The organism is Streptococcus sanguinis, from assembly GCF_050222175.1.
GTDB classification, from domain to species: Bacteria; Bacillota; Bacilli; order Lactobacillales; family Streptococcaceae; genus Streptococcus; species Streptococcus sanguinis_M.
The window spans coordinates 1,899,461-1,918,399 of sequence record NZ_CP071420.1; the positions used below are offsets into that span (position 1 = coordinate 1,899,461).

Sequence of the window (18,939 nt, forward strand, 5' to 3'; positions counted from 1 at the left end):
ATGATAAAATTTTATAAGGGCAGTTGGTTCATAAGACCGTCTGCTCTTTTTGATTTACTTTTTGGTTATTGCTTTTGCAAGCGCGTAGGTACAGCCGTTCTTAGCAAAGCGCTCTGTCAGGACTTGACCCTGACTGGCCAAATCTGCGCTGGCCAAGGCGACACTGCCGACTCCGACTGTCTTTTTGACAAATTCTGACTGAGGATAGCGGTCTGCTACGACAGACAGCTCCTCCTTGTTAAAAGTCTCAAAGGGACAGCCCAATTCCTTGGCCAAGGCCAGAATAGCAGCTTCATCCTTCTTGACATCAATGCTGACGATTTTGGAAATCTCACTGGCAGAAATCCCCTGCTGCTGACAAAATTCCTCAAAGCCTTCTCGGAAGACAGCAGGAGCCACATCCTTTCTAGCACCAACTCCTAAGATATAGGGTTGAGGATAGATGAGAGCCAGATTTTCTCTTTGAATGTCCTTTTTTTCTGCAGTCAGCAGAATCAGCGGTTCCGTTCCTTTGAGAACAGCTGCAAGTCCTTCCTCATCCACCAGAGTCAGACCGCGAAGGTCGGTAACCCAGTCCTTTTCCTGATAGAAATAGACGGTTCGGCCGCTGCCTAGATAGCTGTTGAAAGGTTTGATAAATTCTCTCAATTCCGGTCGCCAGCCATTGACTGATTGGGCCAAATTGTCCAAGGCTGTTACATTCTGCACATCTGTCGCTGTCGTGATAACAGGATTGGAACCGAGCAATTCTGCGATGTCTCGCGTCACTTGATTGGCTCCGCCTAGATGCCCGCTCAGCAGGCTGATGACATTCGTCGCTTTCTCATCCATGACCACTACTGCTGGATCGCTCGCCTTGTCTTTCAAGACTGGTGCAATAGCTCGCACAACCGCCCCGATAGCCATGATACAAATGAGTACATCCACTTCCTGAAAGAGCTGACCAAGCGCCTCAATCACTCGTCCTTCGATGGCAATGACCCTGTCATCTGCCAATCGAGGTGTCGTATAGATAGGGATTTCCTTGCCCAGCTTCTCCCGCAGAGTCAGAGCCAAGTCCTTGCCAACCGCTGTCACTGTCGCGATTGCGTAGCGGGCTTGAGAATCACTTGGCATGGCTGCTCTTCCCCCGTCTAAACTCATGCTGGAAATCCGCATGGTAGAGCTTGGAATAGTAGAATTCCTGACCTAAAAAGTCACCGACCAAAATCAAAGCTGTCTTTCTAATCTTAGCTTCCTTGACCTTCTCAGCAATGTTTGTCAAATCGCCAAAGACCTTCTTTTCATCTGGCCAAGTAGCCTTGTAAATGACAGCCACAGGCGTTTCTGGAGGATAGCCACCCTCAATCAGCTCACTGACGACCTTTTCAATGCCTTGAACGGATAGGAAGATGGCCATAGAGGTCCGATGCTGAGCATAGCTTTTCAGGGATTCCCGATCTGGCACAGGCGTCCGGCCAGCCATCCGAGTGATGATGAGGCTTTGAGAAACCTCTGGTACAGTATACTCCGCCCCGATACTGGAAGCAGCTCCCAGAAAAGAGCTGACGCCCGGCGTACAGTCAAACTCAATGTCGCGCTTCTTCATTTCTTCGATCTGCTCTCGAATGGAGCCGTAGATGGAGAAATCTCCCGTCTGCAGGCGAACCACATCTTTACCAGCCTTGACTCCAGCCTCCATGACATCAATGATTTCCATCAAGTGCATGCTGGCGCTATCATGAATCTCAGCCCCTTCCTTACAGTAGTTCAGCAAGTCTGGATTGACCAAGGAGCCTGCGTAAATGACCACATCAGCCTCAGACAGCTGCTTGTAACCTTTGAGCGTAATCAGCTCCACATCACCTGGGCCTGCTCCAACAAAATGTACTTTGGACATCAATTAGCCTCTCTTTCTTTTTTCTTACAGGAAACGATAATAGTCGGATTTTGGGGCTTGAAGTAGTGCCCCTTGCCTATACCTGTCCAGCGGCTAGCCTGAACTGATACAATCTCTAGATCCTCCCAGTCCATCTGCTCCGCTATTTGAGCTGCTTCCAGAGCATTCTCCAGCAGGATAAAGTTCAAGACCAACCGACCGCCCGGCTCCATGAGCTGGGCACACCAGTCAAAAATCTCCTGCATATTGCCCCCAGTTCCTCCGACAAAAATGGCATCAAAGCTGCCTTCCAACTCAATCGGAGCCAGTCCTTGATGGAGACGGACATTGTGGCAGCCAAAGTGCTGGATATTCTCCTGCGTCAAGGCCACCGCGTCTTCATTTCGCTCCACTGCTACCACTTCCAGTTCTGGATAGGTTCGGGCTGCCTGAATCGTGACACTGCCTGTGCCAGAGCCGACATCCAGCATGCGCTTGGCTCGATGCAGCTCCAACTTATCCAAACTGATGGCTCTGACTTCTTCCTTAGTCATAGGGACCTTAGCCCTGATAAATTCCGAATCCCTCATCTAACACCACCACCACATTCATTTCATATTCTCTGTCTTCTACCTCATTCGCAGGCAGAATGGTAATACGCTCGTCTTCATAACTCAGCTGCTCACCGATGACTAATACTTTATCCAAGCCTCTTTTAACAGCCTCTTGAGCAATCTCGTAGGGGCCAACTTTCTGATCGGTCACCATAAAGACTTTTGACAGACTCATAATCAAGTCAAAGTTAGGTGCCTTAGCATGGCTGCTCGTCAGATAAGCATCGTTCATGGGCAGGGCAATTCTGCTGGCCAGATACTGCATGGCGCTGATACCTGGGGAGATGACCACGCGCCCCTTGAACTTCTCTGATAGCCATTTGCCCAAGCCATAAATCAGCGGGTCGCCTGAGGCCAGATATAGAATTTCTTCATCCTCACCAAAGCTCCCCAGCAATTCTGCCAGCGCGGCTAATTTTTTAGGCGGGACCAGGCCCTTATCCTTATAAGCCGGTGGCAAAATTTCTAAATGCCGCTCACTGCCTAAAATGCGGTCAGCCTTTTCAAAATAGGCTTCCTGTCCCAGAAGACCATAGCTCGGATCTCCCGGACCAATTCCGATAACATAAATCATGTCCATTCCTCCTTTATCTGCTCTAAAGGCTGGGTTGATGCCAAATAGCCTTCCTCAGTCCCAAAGACAACCACTTCAATACTGACTTCTGGCTTACGATAGCGGAGCAGGCGCTCACTTCTAGCCTTGATCTTATCTGCCAAGACCTGATAGACACCCTCATAAGAAAATTCTTTAATGGCTGTCCCAGCTGCCTCGGTCGTCAAGCACTTATCAACCTTTCCCAGCAGCTCCATGGGCGCCCCCATCAGGGCTAGATTAGCCACCAGCGTTTCCATACGGGCATCCGAGTCCTTGCTGTGGGTAGAGAAAATTCCAGCCGCCACTTTGACAAACTTGCCCATGTGACCGATCATCAAAACCTTGGTAAATCCGATTCGCTGCACTTCTTTGAGGACATGGCCGACAAAGTTACTCATATTGACGATGCGCCCAGCTGGAATCCCCACAGTATTAGTAGCAAAATCTTCACCGTAATTCCCTGGCACCAAGACGACTGAGCGATGTCCTTGATTATAGAGCATGGTTAACTCGATCGTTATGGACGCCTTCCAGCTATCCTCGGACATAGGATTGACAATCCCTGTCGTTCCCAAGATTGAAATGCCGCCTACAATACCTAGTCTGGAATTGTAGGTCAGCTTGGCCGTCTCTTCCCCACCAGGAACGGAAATGATGACCCGTGCTCCACAGTTGGGACCGATAATCTCACGGACATGCTGCTCAATCATCCGTCTAGGAGTCGGATTGATGGCTGCCATGCCAACATCGCAGGCCAGTCCCTTTTCGGTTACGCGCCCCACGCCCTGACCACCGTCAATCTCGATTTCCGTCTGATCTGGCAGAAGGGTCACGGTCGAATAAATCAAGAGGCCGTGCGTTGCATCCGCATCATCACCACCATCTTTTTCAATGGCCGCTGTCGCTTCTTCTGATCCGAAGGAAGGATTGTGAACATCCATGGTCACTTCCACACCTGAAGCCGTATGCACAGTGACCTTTTCTTCCCTTTCCTGATTTAAAATCATACTCAAGGCTGCAACAGTCGCTGCCGTCGCACAAGTACCAGTTGTAAAACCTTTTCTTAATTTCTTTCCATTGACATAAGCGTATTCATCCATCATTAGCCCTCTCCTTTCTCCGGAGCCTGCTTTTTATCTGAAACACTGTAACGCTCATAATCTGTAGTGCCGAGCTTGAGCTGGTAGAGAATGGCATTGATGACTGCTGCCGCAATGGTACTGCCGCCCTTTTGACCCAGTGCCGCGATAGAAGGCACCGAACTTTCATGCAGTTTGAGCTTGGATTCTGCCGCTCCGACAAAGCCAACTGGAACTCCGACAACTGCATCCGGCTGCAAGCTTCCCTCTTCGACCATATCCAAAACCTTAAAGATGGACGTTGGAGCATTCCCGAAGACAAAAAGTTTTGGACCGTCCACTTTAGCTGCATATTCTACAGCAGCCATGGAGCGAGTAATTCCCTTTTCCTTAGCTTCCTGAAAGACTGCCGGCTCATTGACCAGACAGCGATAGGAAACACCTAGGTCATCCAGCAATTTTTTATTAAAACCACCCAAGACCATAGTTGTATCCGTAAAAATGGTACCCTTATTTCGGAGGACGTAGAGGATTTTCTCAATAACCTGATTGGAAAACTTGATATTGTAGAGGTAGTCAAAGTCCGCACTGGTAAAGACAACCCGCTTGAGCACTGCCTCTTCAAAAGGATCTGAAAAATGAATATCCGGATGCTCTTGGTCAATAATTTCCTGAATCTTGCTGAAACTAGCTTCTTCAATCTTGTGCGCTGCTTTTAGATAGGACATCTAGTTCTTTCCTCCTTCTTTACTGGATGGTGTAGAGTAGCGGACATAGTCATCCGTCACCACTTCTCTCAGCTGGTAGATAATGGCATTGATAATGGCTACAACAATCGTACTCCCACCTTTTCTGCCGACATTGACAAGGGCAGGAAGACCTGACTGAAGCAGTTCCTCTTTGGATTCTTCAACATTGATAAAGCCGACTGGAACCCCAATCACTGCATCCGCTTCTACCAGTCCCTGCTCTGCCAGCTCAATCAGATAAGATAGAGCCGTAGGAGCACCACCGAAGGCAAATACCTTAGGGCCCTCAATCTTGGCTGCTATCTCAACAGCCGCCATAGCTCTGGTAATCTGCTTTTCCTTGGCCAGCGCAACCACTTCTTCATCGCTGATCAAACAGCGGTAGCTCACACCTAGCTGGTCAAGCACGCGCTTGTTAATACCGTTAAGAGAGATATTAGAGTCCAGCAGAATGGTCCCCTTAGCTCTGATTACCTCTTCAATTTTTTTAAGGACATCGTGCTCAAAGCGCATGGTATAGAGATAATCAAAATCTCCCGTCGTATGGATTGCCCTCTTGATGATAGATTCTTCCATTTCCGAATGGAAGACATAATCAGGATCTTTTTCAGTAATCATAGACTGAATAATTTGAAAGCTCTTTTCCTCAATAGAGGAAGGATTTTGGATATATGTCATAGTATACTCCTAGAAATATGCTTGCATTACTAAATAAAAAAGAGTGAACAAAATTAAACCTGTCATTGTGCTTGTATAAAGCAGAGAGATGGCTGTCTGAATATCATCCGCCTCAACCGGTCTGGAATCCTCTCCAATGGTCGGCTTCTCAATCAGCTCTCCGTGATAGACGTGCGGTCCGCCCAGCTGAATCCCCAGAGCTCCAGCCACAACTGCCTCCGAAAAAGCACTGTTGGGACTGGCATGCTGGTAGCGATCCCGCCAGCCAATTCGCAACGCCCCCTTGAAATCTAGCAGTAAAATCTGACTGCTGAGAATCAAGAAAAACCAAGTCAAACGCGCAGGAATCAGATTGGCCAGATCATCCATCTTAGCGGATATCAAGCCGATTTTGCGGTATTTCTCTGTCTTATAGCCTACCATAGAGTCTAAGGTATTGATGGCCTTATAGGTCATAGCTAGAATGGGGCCGCCCAGAAAGAGGCAGAGCAGTGGTCCGATAACCCCGTCACTGGTATTTTCGGCCACCGTCTCAATCGTCGCCTTGCTGATTTCCTCTGGTGTCAGCTGGGAAGTTTCACGGCCGACAATCATACCAACTTGCTTTCTAGCTTCTTCCAAAGTGCCAAACTTGAGCGTATGGTAAACTTTTTGGGACTCAAAAGCCAGACTTTTAGCAGCCAGACTGGCATAGGCCAGATAGATCCAGACGATCCAGTAGAGGACGGGATGGACCAGACCAGCCAGCCAGAGCAACCCGTAGCTCACTCCCAGTGCCAGTCCTACTGTTGTCACCCAGAGGAAGAAGCCAAATAGATAGGGCGAAAACTGCCTTTTCTCCTGCAAACGCATACATAAATAAATATAGGAACCCATCCACTTGACTGGATGAGGCCAGCTATAGGGGTCGCCAATGAGCCAGTCCAGTAAGACGGCCAAAAAAATTGCAATGAGTGTCATATCAGTTCGCCTCTTTGATATAGTCCAGCCAGTTGGCTAGCAGCTGCTCATCCTGATAAAAATGAACATGCAGGTAGCTAGCAAAGGTCCGGCCCTTTTGATAACCGCCTGTCCAGGCAGCTACGACCTGACCGTCTCTGACCTTCTCTAGCTTGAGGACCGTATCTTCCTCCGTCTCAAAGACTGAATGGTGAAACTCATGTCCTCTGACCGCCGTACCTTTAGGACCAAAAAGACTGTCTACCTGCGTTTCTGCTTGGCAATAACCAAAGCTTTTCAGGCCGGGAGTCATCAGGCTCTTGCCCTTGAAAATACCGACCATTTCATAGACCTGACCCTCTACTTCCAGCAGCTCTCCCAGATACATGAGGCCGCCGCATTCTGCGTAGATTGGCCGGCCCTGCTCGTGAGCTTTCTTAACCGAAGCCCGAAAGTCAGCATTTGCCATCAGTTCCTGAGCGTAGACTTCTGGAAAACCGCCGCCAAAATAATAAGCATCTGCAGCTGGCAGTTCCTTATCTTTCAGAGGGCTGAAAGGTACCAGCTGGACATTGAGCTCTCTTAGAAAGTCTAGATTATCTTCGTAGTAAAAGTGGAAAGCATCATCCAAAGCATAAGCCAAAGTTAAGGGCTGGTCATTGCGGATACGAAAAGGATTTGTCATCCGCTTATCGGGAAGTTCTGCCTTTTCCAGCAGCCTGTCTAGATTTATATGTTTGGCTGCTGCCGCTCCCAATTCCTCAAATCGACGGTCCAAATCATCCATTTCTACGTCTGGGATTAGACCCAGGTGACGCGATGGCAGCTCTGCTGTTGTATTTTTAGGCAGATAGCCCAGCACTTCGACATCCGTGTAACGCTCAATGGCGCCCTTGATAAGTTCAAAGTGAGTCTGCGAAGCCACCCGATTGATAATGACCCCAGCAATATCCAAGTCCGGATCAAAAGTCGCAAATCCATGGACCATAGCTGCCGCCGAGGTTGATGTCGCCTTTCCATCGATAATCAAGACAACCGGAATTCCCAACTTCTTAGCAACAGAAGCAGAGGACGCACAGTCCTTGTCTGTTCCCAGACCATCAAAGAGCCCCATGACTCCTTCGACCACTGCCACATCCGCATCTCCATGCCATTTATAGTAGGACCAAGCCAGACTCTGATCGTCCGGTATCATAAAGCTGTCCACATTCCGCGACGGTCGCTTGGTAATCCGACTATGATAAGCTGTATCAATATAATCAGGTCCTACCTTATAAGGCTGGACCTGATAACCTCTGTCTGCCAGAGCTTTCAAAATCCCTAGGGTAACTGTAGTCTTTCCAACACCGCTGGAAACACCAGCTAGCATAAATTGCTTCATCGCTTTACTCCAGATTCGCTGATAAAAAAAGTACTACAAAAAAATAAGGAATTTTTATTTTTTTGTAGCACCGTTGCTCACTTATATGTAGAACAAACACCCCGTTGTGTTCGCTTTCAGTTCTTATATTAAATTTATTTTAATATAAACGACAAAAGCTGTCAAGTTTTTCCTAGAGCATCTGCGAAAAAAGTCAGAATTTTAGAGCGTCTTCACTGAAAACTGAGCATTTTTTACAATTCTGTTAAATTTTAAAAAACATCAGGAAAACGAACATTCCTGATGTTTTATTTAAGCATCAACTTGCATCTTCCTCTACAAACTGACTATTATAGAGATCCGCATAGAAGCCATTCTGCTCCATGAGTTCATCATGGTTGCCCTGCTCGATGATATTTCCATCGCGCATGACCAAGATAAGATCTGCATTACGGATAGTGGACAGGCGGTGGGCAATGACAAAGGAAGTCCGGCCTTCCATGAGTTTGTCCATAGCCTTTTGAATGAGCTCCTCCGTCCGCGTATCGACTGACGAAGTTGCCTCATCCAAGATCAAGAGCGGTGCATCTTTGAGCAGAGCACGAGCGATGGTCAGCAGCTGCTTCTGACCGACCGATAAGTTGACCGTGTCATCCAACACTGTATCATAGCCCTGCGGCAGAGTCATGATAAAGTGATGAACACCGACCGCCTTCGCTGCAGCGATAACTGCTTCATCTGCCACATGCTCCTGATTGTAAATCAAGTTCTCCCGAATCGTCCCCTCAAAGAGCCAGGTATCCTGCAAGACCATTGAAAAGGCATCGTGAACCTCAGAGCGTTTCATATCCTTAATATCTATACCATCAATGCTGATACGCCCTTTATTAATTTCATAGAACTTCATGAGCAGATTCACGATGGTCGTCTTACCAGCACCCGTCGGGCCGACAATGGCAATCTTCTGTCCGGCTTTGGCCTGGGCTGAGAAATCATGAATAATCGTCTGGTCTGGCTTGTAACCGAAGAAGACATCTTCAAAGGCAACATCTCCCTTGACAGCAGCAAGCTGCCGCTCTTTATGCTGGTCGTCTTCCATCTCAGGCTCAGCCAGAAATTCAAGGACACGAACCAGTGCTGCACCAGCCTGCTGCAAGACAGTGATACCTTGGGCAATCTGTGACAAAGGCTGAGAGAAGGTCCGCACATAAACCATAAAGGCGACGATAATTCCGATGCTAATAGAGCCGTTAATCGCCAGAGCAGCACCGACCAAAATAACCAGCACATAAGCAAAATTCCCCGTAAAGAACATGAGCGGCATCATCATGCCAGAGATAAATTGAGACTTCCAAATACTGTTATAGAGATTATGATTGAGAACCGCAAAGCGCTCCTTAGACTGCTCAATGGCATTATAGCTGGTAACAACATTATGACCGGAGTACATCTCCTCTACATAGCCGTTGACAGCCGCCAGATTGTTTTGCTGGGCAGTGAAATAGCCCTGAGACTTACCCATGATGAGACCGACAAAGACAAAGCCTAATACAGTAGCTAAGATGGTTACCAAGGCCAAGATCCAGTTCATGAAGAACATGGTCAAGACCACAGCCACCAAGAGCAGGCTGGCAGAGATAACGTTACCCAGACTCTGGTTGAGGGATTGGCCGACCGTATCAACGTCATTGGTCACGCGCGACAGAGTATCTCCCTGAGAATGACCATCGAAATAGCCTAACGGCAGCTTATTTATCTTCTCTGCAATAGCCGTCCGCAGCCGCTTAGAGAAATACTGGATAACCGTACTGATGATAAAGGACTGGCCGTAGTTGAGCAGGGCTCCGACTGCATAGAGCACGGTCAGCAGAAGAGCAATCTGAGACACAGCTTTTAAATCAATGCTGGTAGCCAGACCATCAGAAATGAGATTGGTAATTTCTTTTAATTTATTTGGCCCATAGACCGTAATAATGTTTGACAAGACAGCTCCCACAAATGCCAAAGCAAGAGGAAGCTGGAAGCCTTTGAGATAAGGCCGTATCTGGCTAAATAATGAAGGCTTCTTATTTTCCATTTTCTAATTCCTCCTTGGATAGTTGTGAGTAAGCAATTTCTTGATAGACTTCGTTGCTGGCCAAAAGTTCTCGGTGAGTACCTTGACCGACTACCTTACCAGCATCCAAGACCAAGATTTGATCCGCATCCATGATAGTAGAAATCCGCTGCGCCACGATCAGTTTGGTCATATCCTGCGTCCGCTCAGCCAGTTCCTTGCGCAAAATGCGGTCTGTCTTATAGTCTAGCGCTGAGAAGGAGTCGTCAAAGATGAGGATTTCTGGCTTACGAGCCAAGGCTCTGGCAATGGCCAAGCGCTGACGCTGACCACCAGAGAAGTTGGTCCCGCTTTGAGCCACTTCTGACTTGAGCCCTTTTTCCTTCTCTTGGACAAAGGGCTTAGCTTGTGCTAGATCAAGAGCATCCCACATTTTCTGCTCATCCAGCGGACTTTCTTTGCTTTGGCCGAAGTCCAGATTGCTCTCAATATCGCCAGAGAAAAGCACAGCCTTTTGCGGGATGTAGCCGACCTTATTATGCAAGTCTTCCAACTGGTAATCTTGAACATTGACACCATCTACCAGAATCTCTCCTTCAGTCACATCATAGAAACGAGGAATGAGATTGACCAGCGTGGATTTCCCTGAACCGGTTGAACCGATAAAGGCCACGGTATCACCAGCCTGCGCTGTAAAGCTAACATGCTCAATGACTGCTTCTGAATTCTTGGAATAGCGGAAGGACACATCGCGAAAGACCACCTCTCCCTTGCTATCCGCTGCTGCCTTTGGATGTTCGGGACTGGTGATAGAAGAATGCAGGTCCAGTACTTCATTAATCCGGCCAGCCGATACAATGGTCCGAGGCAGGACGATGAAGAGGGCACCCATGAGCAAGAACCCAATCACAATCTGCATAGCATAGGACATAAAGACGACCATATCACTGAAGAGCGGGAGACGCTCCTGCAGTCCAGCCTCCTGGATCAAATAAGCACCAATCCAGTAAATCGCCAGTGTCAAGCCGCTGGAAATCCCCATCATAACTGGATTCATCATGGCCATCAGACGACCGATGAAAAGATTGAGTCGGGTTACTTCATCATTGGCCGCCGCAAACTTCTCATCCTGATAATCCTCAGCATTGTAAGCCCGGACCACGCGAATCCCAGTCAGACTCTCTCTAGTGACGCTATTTAGCTTATCGACCAAACGCTGCGCCACTGATTGCTTAGGAAAGGCCAATGTAACCAAAACTACTGTCAGCAGGATATTCACTATAACAGCAATAAGCACTGCTGTCAGCCAGTTCTCGGACTTACCGATAATCTTGGTCATAGCCCAAATCGCCATAATCGGTCCCCTGGTCACCACCTGCAGTCCCATGGTAATTAAAGTTTGCACCTGAGTAATGTCATTCGTTGTCCGAGTTAGCAAACTAGGAATCGAAAATTTCTTAATCTCCGTCTGCGAATAGTCTAGCACACGGTTGAAAATATCGCTCCGCAAACTCTGGGTAAAGCTAGCTGCTATACGAGCGGCAAAAAAGCCAACCACAATAGCTGACAACAAGCTAGCAAAAGACAGGCCGATCATTTTCAGGCCTGGCTCCCACAAATCCGCCAAACCAGTTCCTGGTGTTTGCAATAGCTCTGTAATCGTCGAAATATAGGTCGGAACTTCTAATTCCAAATATACTGTTAGGAAGGTGAAGAGCACACTGAGAACAATCATGCTCACTTCTCTTGCCGTCAGCCGTTTAAATAACTTAAACATCTTTTCCTCCATGTTCTAAACTTTCGATATTCTGATAAAACTTGGCCATGACTTGTGAAAAAATCAGCAGTTCTTGCTCAGAAACACCATTCAAAATAGAACGATCCATTTCATCAAAAAAGTCACGGATTTTCTTCATTCTTTCCTGCGACTGCGGAGTGAGACGGATATATTTAGCCCGCTTGTCTGTCTTGCCCATTTCCAGCTTGATAAAGCCATTCTTCTCCATCCTTTTCATTAAGTTAGAGGCCACCGATTTGGAAATATCCAACTCCTGCTCAATATCCTTGATAAGGGTATCCTTCCCCTCTTCCATACGACAGGCGACAATATGCAAGACCTGCCCCTGAGGCCCAGCCATGGACTCAATCCCTTGCTCCTTGGCAAGCTTTTCCGCTATGAGATGAATCTTTCGTCCAAAACGCTTCAATTCCAGTAAAGGCTTATCCATACCTGTATCCTTTGTAAAAATAGTTTTCGTGAGAACTATTTTAACACAAGAAAAAAGAAAGTCAAGAAAAAAGTTTCCATGAGAACTATTTTTTCAACAAGAAAAAAAGCGAAGAAAATTTCTTCACCCTTCCTTTCAAACTGACAAACAGCCTAAAAATTGATTGGTCCCGCATTAAAATTTTGAAGAAGAAGCGAGGAATAGAGCCCCTCCAATGATAAGGAGAATGCCTGCAATCCAGCCTATAAATGGAATGGGCGCGATGTTGCTGCTTCCGACGATAAGGAGGACGCCCGCTGCGACACTGAAACGCATTTGACCTTTGTAATAAGCCAAGGAAGTAATTCCCAAGCCCAGAGCTGCCAATTTAATCACCGCTCCCAGTAAATTCAGGCCAGAATCACCTAGTAGGGCTGAAAAAGGAACAAAAAAGATATTCGAGAGCAGCAAAATAGTCCCTCCAATCAAACCAACCAGACCGCTTATCAGTGCTAAAGTTTTTGTTTTCATTTACATCTTGCCTCCTTCAATATTATTCTGCTAATTATCTCTAATTTTAGACATTTTTTGCAATTTTGTCAAATTTTTCTAAATGATAATCCCTTCCAAATGATCCAATTCATGCTGGCAGATTTGGGCAGGCAGGCCTTTCAAGGTCATGGTCTGCTGCTGCCAATGTTTATCCAGATAATCGACTGTGATTTCCTGATAACGTTGAGTGGGACGGCTTCCAACCAAGGACAGGCAGCCCTCTTCTGTCTTATAAGGGCCTGACTTAGAGAGCAGCACCGGATTAAACATGACTACCGGCACCAAGCCATATAGAAAGATAATGACCCGCTTACGGACACCAATCATATTTGCTGCGAGCCCTATACAGTTTTCTCGATTGGCCTGCAGAGTATCCTGCAAGTCTTGAGCCAGATAAAGGTCTTCTCTGCTAGCCCGCTCAGACAGCTGCTGCAGAAAGAAAATATCTTTGACAATTGCTTTTTCCATTGCTTTCCCTCATAGAGAAGAGCCTGATAAATCAGACCCTATAAGCTTATTTTGCGTGGCGTTCACTAACTTCTTTAGCCAGTACAAAGTTGCCCAGCGTTGCGGAGCCATTTCCAGCCACAGCCGGTGTCACGATATAGTCACGAACATCAGGAACTGGCAAATAGCCATTCAGAAGAACTGTGAATTTCTCACGAACTCGATCCAGCATGTGCTGCTGAGCCATAACTCCGCCACCAAAGACGATGACATCTGGACGGAAAGTCACTGTCGCCTGAATAGCCGCCTGAGCGATATAGTAAGCTTGAATATCCCAGACAGAACTATTGAGTTTAATGTTTTCCCCACGAACTCCGGTCCGTGCCTCTAAGCTTGGCCCAGCCGCCAATCCTTCCAAACAGCCATTGTGGAAAGGACAAACGCCATTGAACTCTTTTTCCACATCCATAGGGTGCTTCGCTACATAATAATGTCCCATCTCTGGGTGGCCTGTCCCCCCTACAAATTCGCCTCGCTGGATAGCGCCAGCACCGATTCCTGTCCCAATCGTATAATAGACCAGATTTTCAATACGGCCACCAGCATTGTTGCGGGCTACTACTTCACCATAAGCTGAACTATTGACATCCGTCGTGAAGTAAATGGGCACATTGAGAGCACGGCGCAGAGCGCCGACAATATCCACATTAGCCCAGTGCGGCTTAGGTGTAGTCGTGATAAAGCCGTAAGTCTTTGAGTTAGGGTCAATATCAATCGGACCGAAAGATCCAACAGCCAAACCAGCTAGATTGTCAAAACGAGAAAAAAACTCAATCGTCTTGTCTAGGGTTTCAATAGGTGTGGTCGTTGGAAACTGTGTCTTTTCAACAACTTCAAACCGTTCATCACCTACAGCACAGACAAACTTAGTGCCGCCCGCTTCCAAACTTCCATACAATTTTGTCATTATAAATCCTCTTTTAATATTTGATTTCTACTCTATTCATTATAGCATATCTCTTGCAGACTTCTTGCCAAAAATAGTTTTTTTAAAGCTTTTTCAACAAGACTGTACTTATGACATAAAAAACGAACAAAAGCTGATTTGTTCGTTTTCTAAATTCCATTAGGCTTTCACTTCGATAATTGCGTCGCCTTTAGCAAGAGCTCCTTCTGCTACTGGAGTCACAGAAGTGTAGTCAGCTGTGTTGGTAACGATGACCATAGTCGTATCATCCAGACCAGCGGCTGTAATTTTCTCAGCTTCAAATGTTCCCAGGACGTCACCAGCTTTGACCTTGTCGCCTTGAGCAACCTTTTGGTCAAAACCTTCGCCGCCCATAGACACTGTGTCGATTCCGACATGAATCAGAATTTCAGCACCATTAGCTGTCTTCAAACCATAAGCATGGCCAGTCGCGAATGCAATTGTCACTTCAGCATCAGCCGGTGCATAAACCACACCCTCACTAGGCTTGATGGCAATTCCTCGCCCCATCGCTCCGCTAGAGAAAACAGGATCATCAACATCGCTCAAAGCAACTGCCTGACCAACAATTGGAGAAATAATCGTTTCATCTTGGAGAGCAGCTGGCACATTACCAGTTATTTCTTCTTCGACCAGTTTTTCAGTTTCAGCTTTTTCTTCAGCAGTTTCTTCGTCTTTGTAACCAAACATATAAGTCAGAACAAAACTCAAACCAGTTGTCAAAACAACCATAAAGATATATTGCAACAATTGACCATTCAGGTAAAGGAGAGTACCTGGAATAATTGTGATACCGAAACTTGTACCTGCAAGCCCCATAATAGAAGCTAACCAACCACCAACGGCACCAGCACCCAGTCCAATTACAAAAGGTTTAACAAAGCGCAAGTTAACCCCGAAGATAGCTGGCTCAGTAATACCCAATCCTGCAGAAAGTGCTGCTGGGAAAGCAAGAGCCTTGAGTTTTTTAGATTTTGTCTTCACAGCTACAGCCAAAGTCGCACCAGCTTGAGCTGTCATAGCAGCAGTGATAATCGCATTAAATGGATCTTTCCCAGTTTGAGATACCAACTGAGATTCTAGTAAGTTGAAGATGTGATGAACACCAGTTACGACAATCAGCTGATGCACAGCACCGATAATCAATCCAGCAAGACCAAACGGAAGGCTAAGAAGGAACTCTGTTCCATTTAAAACATATGACTCTACAATGTGGAAGACTGGACCAATCACAAAGAGTCCCAGAATAGACATGACAAGGAAAGTAAGGAATGGAACAAGAAGAAGATCCAAAACATCTGGAATTTTCTTGTGCAGCCATTTTTCAAATTTTGCACCAAACAAACCTACAAAGAAGGCTGGAAGCACAGAGTTTTGGTAGCCAACTACTGGAATAAAACCAAAGAAGTAAATTGGGTGAACTTTTGTTGCTGTAACTTCGCTGGTAAATTTCAAACTTCCTAGAACATCCATATTAGCAATTTTGTCTAAAATGTCCTTAGAAGGATCAACAGCAAATTTAGTAGCCTGACCAGCTACCTCCCAAGCATTTGGAAGTGCTGAGTTAACCATCATTAGACCAAGAACCAAACCAATGATTGGGTTTCCGCCAAAAACTCTAAAAGCCGACCAGCAAATCAAAGCAGGGAAAAAAGCGAAGGCAGTATCAGTTAAGACTACTGTATAAGTATAGAAGTCAGTTGCTTTGAAAGCATCCGCAGTAGTACCAAACAAAGCTAAAACTTGATCCTGAGCAATTGCTCCACGAACTCCCATGAAAAGTCCTGTCGCAACAATAGCTGGAAGAATTGGTACAAATACATCACCAAATGTACGGATGGCACGTTGGAACCAGTTTCCTTGCTTAGCAGCTTCTGCTTTCATGTCATCTTTTGATGAAGTTGGCAATCCTAAGGCTACAACTTCGTCATAGATTTTATTAACCGTACCGGTACCAAAGATAATCTGGTACTGACCTGAGTTAAAGAAGGCACCCTGAACTTTTTCCAGATTTTCGACAGTATTTTTGTCGATTTTACCTTCATCTTTAACCATCACGCGCAAGCGAGTCGCACAGTGAGCCACACTGTTTACATTCTCACGTCCGCCAAGGGCTTCGATGACTTTTTTTGCAATGTCAGTATTATTCATTTGCAAAAATCTCCTTATAAATATTTTTAACTTTTTTGAAAGCGATTTTATCACCTTTACGAATATTATTTTACCATGATTCAAAAATATGTCAAGCGTTTTGCAGAAAAAATATTTTTTCACTGTTAAATGTTGATTTTTCATCGGAAAACGTTTACTATAGTAATAAGAAATAATATGATTCGGAGGACAAAAGATTGGCTTGGACGACTGAAAAACGCTACAAACGCTATGAAGACTGGACTCAGGAAGAGCTACAGCGCATCAAAGAAAACATCGCTAAATCTCCTTGGCGGGCTAACTACCATGTGGAGCCTCAGACTGGTCTGCTCAATGACCCCAATGGCTTTTCTTATTTTGACGGCAAGTGGGTAGTTTTCTACCAAAACTTTCCTTTCGGAGCAGCTCACGGCCTCAAGTGCTGGGTCCAGATGGAAAGCGATGACCTAGTCCACTTCAAGGAAACTGGCCTTCGGGTGTTGCCAGATACTCCTCTGGACAGCCACGGTGCCTACTCTGGCTCTGCCATGCAGTTTGACGACAAGCTCTTTCTCTTCTACACTGGCAATGTTCGTGATGAGAATTGGGTGCGTCATCCTTATCAAATCGGTGCCTTGTTAGACAAATCAGGCAATCTCGAAAAAATTGACAAGGTTTTGATTGAGCAGCCTGCTGAAGCAACCGACCACTTCCGCGATCCACAGATTTTCAATTACAAAGGGCAATTCTATGCCATTGTCGGTGGGCAAAATCTAAACAAACAAGGCTATGTCAAGCTTTACAAGGCTGTTGATAACGACTATACCAACTGGGAAGTCGTCAGCAATTTGGACTTCGCCAATGACAAGACAGCCTATATGATGGAGTGTCCTAATCTAGTCTTTATCAACGACCAGCCAATCCTGCTCTATTGCCCTCAAGGCTTGTCTAAGGATGTACTAGATTATGGCAACATTTATCCAAACATGTATAAAATAGGTCAATCGTTTGACACAAGTAACGCTACTTTGATTAATCCTAGTCCTATCCAAAATCTGGACTATGGCTTCGACTGCTACGCGACCCAAGCCTTTAACGCGCCTGACGGTCGTGCACTCGCTGTCAGCTGGCTGGGCTTGCCTGATGTGGAATACCCATCTGACCGCTTCGACCATCAAGGTGCCTTCTCCCTCGTCAAGGAATTAAGTCTGAAAGACGGAAAACTCTATCAATACCCAGTGCCTGCTATCAAGAACTTGCGAACAGATGAACAGCCTTTCACTGCTTTGGCAGAAAGCAAGAACAGCTACGAACTAGAACTGAAGCTTGCTGCGGACACCAAGCATGAAATCGTCCTCTTTGCGGACAAGGATGGCAAGGGCCTACGCATCAATTTTGACCTCAAGGCAGGTCAAGTGACCGTTAACCGCAGTCAAGCGGGTGAGCCATTCGCTCTGGACTTTGGAACCAGCCGAAGCTGTGATATTGACAAAGAAGCAACGAGCGCTACTATCTTCATCGATAAATCGATTTTTGAAATTTTCATCAATAAAGGAGAGAAAGTATTTTCCGGCCGTGTCTTCCCGAGAGAAGACCAAACAGGTATTGCTATTACTACGGGCAATCCAACCGGTACTTACTATGAATTAGATTATGGTCGCAAAGCTAACTGATGTAGCAAAACTAGCAGGAGTCAGCCCCACAACTGTTTCCCGCGTCATCAACAGAAAAGGCTACTTGTCCGACAAAACGATTTCGAAGGTTGAGGCAGCCATGCGAGAGTTGGCTTACAAGCCTAACAATCTGGCGCGCAGCCTCCAAGGAAAATCGGCCAAGCTAATTGGACTCATTTTTCCTAATATCAGCAATGTCTTTTATGCAGAATTGATTGACAAGTTGGAGCATGAGCTCTTTAAACAAGGCTATAAAACCATCATCTGCAATAGTGAGCATGACTCTGACAAGGAGCGCGAATACCTTGAGATGTTGGAAGCCAATCAGGTGGACGGCATCATTTCTGGCAGCCACAATCTAGGCATCGAGGACTACAATCGCGTGACTGCTCCAATCATTGCCTTTGACCGGAATCTCTCACCGGATATCCCAGTTGTTTCCTCAGACAACTATGGTGGCGGAGTGCTAGCGGCTCAGACCTTAATCAAGGCTGGAGCTCAAAACATCATCATGATAACCGGTAATGACAATTCCAACTCACCAACCGGCCTGCGCCATGCTGGCTTTGCTTCCGTCCTGCCGGACGCACCGATTATCAATGTTTCCAGTGATTTTTCTCCCGTCCGAAAGGAAATGGAAATTAAGCAAATTCTGACTCAGACCAAACCTGATGGCATTTTTACATCAGACGATCTGACAGCCATTTTAATTATGAAGGTCGCTCAGGAGCTGGACATCCAGATTCCTGAAGATTTGAAAATCATCGGCTACGATGGCACCTACTTTGTGGAGAACTACTACCCGCAGCTAGCAACGATCAAGCAGCCACTGAAAGATATCGCCCGTCTCTCTGTAGACCTACTCCTCAAAAAAATTGCCGGTCAAGAAGTCCAAACGACTGGCTATTTTCTGCCAGTCAGCCTCTTGCCTGGTAAGAGTGTTTAACACAGATATAAGCAAGCAAAGACGACATCCATTATTGGAAGTCGTCTTTATTTAGCCATAGTCTAAAA

The 18,939-nt window shown here is 46.3% G+C and carries 18 protein-coding genes; 2 read left to right on the top strand and 16 right to left on the bottom strand.

Annotation, left to right across the window (positions count from 1 at the left end; all coding sequences use genetic code 11):
• Window positions 1-54: 54 nt before the first annotated feature.
• From cbiG to J1C91_RS09430, 16 genes are all read right to left on the bottom strand, one after another.
• The gene (cbiG, locus tag J1C91_RS09355; RefSeq protein WP_185761315.1) at window positions 55-1,116 is read right to left on the bottom strand and encodes a cobalt-precorrin 5A hydrolase; all 1,062 of its coding nucleotides are present in this window, start codon (window positions 1,114-1,116) and stop codon (window positions 55-57) included.
• Entirely contained in the window at window positions 1,106-1,879 is a 774-nt protein-coding gene (locus J1C91_RS09360; RefSeq protein ID WP_002896463.1) for a cobalt-precorrin-4 methyltransferase, read from the bottom strand. Before J1C91_RS09360 ends, cbiG begins: the two co-directional genes overlap by 11 nt.
• Complete coding sequence (locus J1C91_RS09365) at window positions 1,879-2,448, bottom strand: decarboxylating cobalt-precorrin-6B (C(15))-methyltransferase (RefSeq protein ID WP_004188187.1); 570 nt, start codon at window positions 2,446-2,448, stop codon at window positions 1,879-1,881. The genes J1C91_RS09360 and J1C91_RS09365 overlap by 1 nt, the downstream gene beginning before the upstream one ends.
• Window positions 2,420-3,052 (bottom strand): cobalt-precorrin-7 (C(5))-methyltransferase, encoded by a 633-nt coding sequence (locus tag J1C91_RS09370; RefSeq protein ID WP_002910548.1) that lies wholly within the window; start codon window positions 3,050-3,052, stop codon window positions 2,420-2,422. Before J1C91_RS09370 ends, J1C91_RS09365 begins: the two co-directional genes overlap by 29 nt.
• A complete protein-coding gene (gene cbiD, locus J1C91_RS09375; protein WP_002910550.1) occupies window positions 3,043-4,170 on the bottom strand; it encodes a cobalt-precorrin-5B (C(1))-methyltransferase CbiD in 1,128 nt (375 codons plus the stop codon). Before cbiD ends, J1C91_RS09370 begins: the two co-directional genes overlap by 10 nt.
• Window positions 4,170-4,874, bottom strand: a complete 705-nt coding sequence (locus J1C91_RS09380) for a cobalt-precorrin-8 methylmutase (RefSeq protein WP_002910552.1) — start codon at window positions 4,872-4,874, stop codon at window positions 4,170-4,172. Before J1C91_RS09380 ends, cbiD begins: the two co-directional genes overlap by 1 nt.
• The gene (locus J1C91_RS09385; RefSeq protein WP_125438402.1) at window positions 4,875-5,573 is read right to left on the bottom strand and encodes a cobalt-precorrin-8 methylmutase; all 699 of its coding nucleotides are present in this window, start codon (window positions 5,571-5,573) and stop codon (window positions 4,875-4,877) included. It lies immediately after the preceding gene.
• 9 nt (window positions 5,574-5,582) lie between these two features.
• Entirely contained in the window at window positions 5,583-6,533 is a 951-nt protein-coding gene (gene cbiB, locus J1C91_RS09390; protein ID WP_048772420.1) for an adenosylcobinamide-phosphate synthase CbiB, read from the bottom strand.
• 1 nt (window position 6,534) lies between these two features.
• Window positions 6,535-7,893: a cobyrinate a,c-diamide synthase gene (locus tag J1C91_RS09395; RefSeq protein ID WP_048772416.1), complete on the bottom strand. Its 1,359-nt coding sequence runs from the start codon at window positions 7,891-7,893 to the stop codon at window positions 6,535-6,537.
• Between the two features lie 298 nt (window positions 7,894-8,191).
• Window positions 8,192-9,949, bottom strand: a complete 1,758-nt coding sequence (locus tag J1C91_RS09400) for an ABC transporter ATP-binding protein (protein WP_048772413.1) — start codon at window positions 9,947-9,949, stop codon at window positions 8,192-8,194.
• On the bottom strand, window positions 9,939-11,705 hold the full coding sequence (locus tag J1C91_RS09405) for an ABC transporter ATP-binding protein (RefSeq protein ID WP_032912529.1): 1,767 nt from the start codon (window positions 11,703-11,705) through the stop codon (window positions 9,939-9,941). Before J1C91_RS09405 ends, J1C91_RS09400 begins: the two co-directional genes overlap by 11 nt.
• A complete protein-coding gene (locus tag J1C91_RS09410) occupies window positions 11,698-12,156 on the bottom strand; it encodes a MarR family winged helix-turn-helix transcriptional regulator (RefSeq protein WP_002910561.1) in 459 nt (152 codons plus the stop codon). Before J1C91_RS09410 ends, J1C91_RS09405 begins: the two co-directional genes overlap by 8 nt.
• 174 nt (window positions 12,157-12,330) lie before the next feature.
• Window positions 12,331-12,666 (bottom strand): hypothetical protein, encoded by a 336-nt coding sequence (locus J1C91_RS09415; RefSeq protein ID WP_002903845.1) that lies wholly within the window; start codon window positions 12,664-12,666, stop codon window positions 12,331-12,333.
• Between the two features lie 78 nt (window positions 12,667-12,744).
• Window positions 12,745-13,155 carry a peptide deformylase gene (locus J1C91_RS09420; RefSeq protein WP_002910562.1) on the bottom strand — a complete coding sequence of 137 codons (411 nt, stop codon included), beginning with the start codon at window positions 13,153-13,155 and terminating at the stop codon, window positions 12,745-12,747.
• A 46-nt stretch (window positions 13,156-13,201) separates the two neighbouring features.
• The gene (scrK, locus tag J1C91_RS09425) at window positions 13,202-14,101 is read right to left on the bottom strand and encodes a fructokinase ScrK (protein ID WP_002907200.1); all 900 of its coding nucleotides are present in this window, start codon (window positions 14,099-14,101) and stop codon (window positions 13,202-13,204) included.
• A 159-nt stretch (window positions 14,102-14,260) separates the two neighbouring features.
• Window positions 14,261-16,273, bottom strand: a complete 2,013-nt coding sequence (locus J1C91_RS09430; RefSeq protein ID WP_032912531.1) for a sucrose-specific PTS transporter subunit IIBC — start codon at window positions 16,271-16,273, stop codon at window positions 14,261-14,263.
• 197 nt (window positions 16,274-16,470) lie between these two features.
• On the opposite strand from J1C91_RS09430, the gene J1C91_RS09435 reads away from it, so the two are divergent.
• Complete coding sequence (locus J1C91_RS09435; RefSeq protein ID WP_002910564.1) at window positions 16,471-17,925, top strand: sucrose-6-phosphate hydrolase; 1,455 nt, start codon at window positions 16,471-16,473, stop codon at window positions 17,923-17,925.
• Complete coding sequence (locus J1C91_RS09440) at window positions 17,906-18,871, top strand: LacI family DNA-binding transcriptional regulator (protein WP_002910565.1); 966 nt, start codon at window positions 17,906-17,908, stop codon at window positions 18,869-18,871. Before J1C91_RS09435 ends, J1C91_RS09440 begins: the two co-directional genes overlap by 20 nt.
• Window positions 18,872-18,939: the final 68 nt, after the last annotated feature.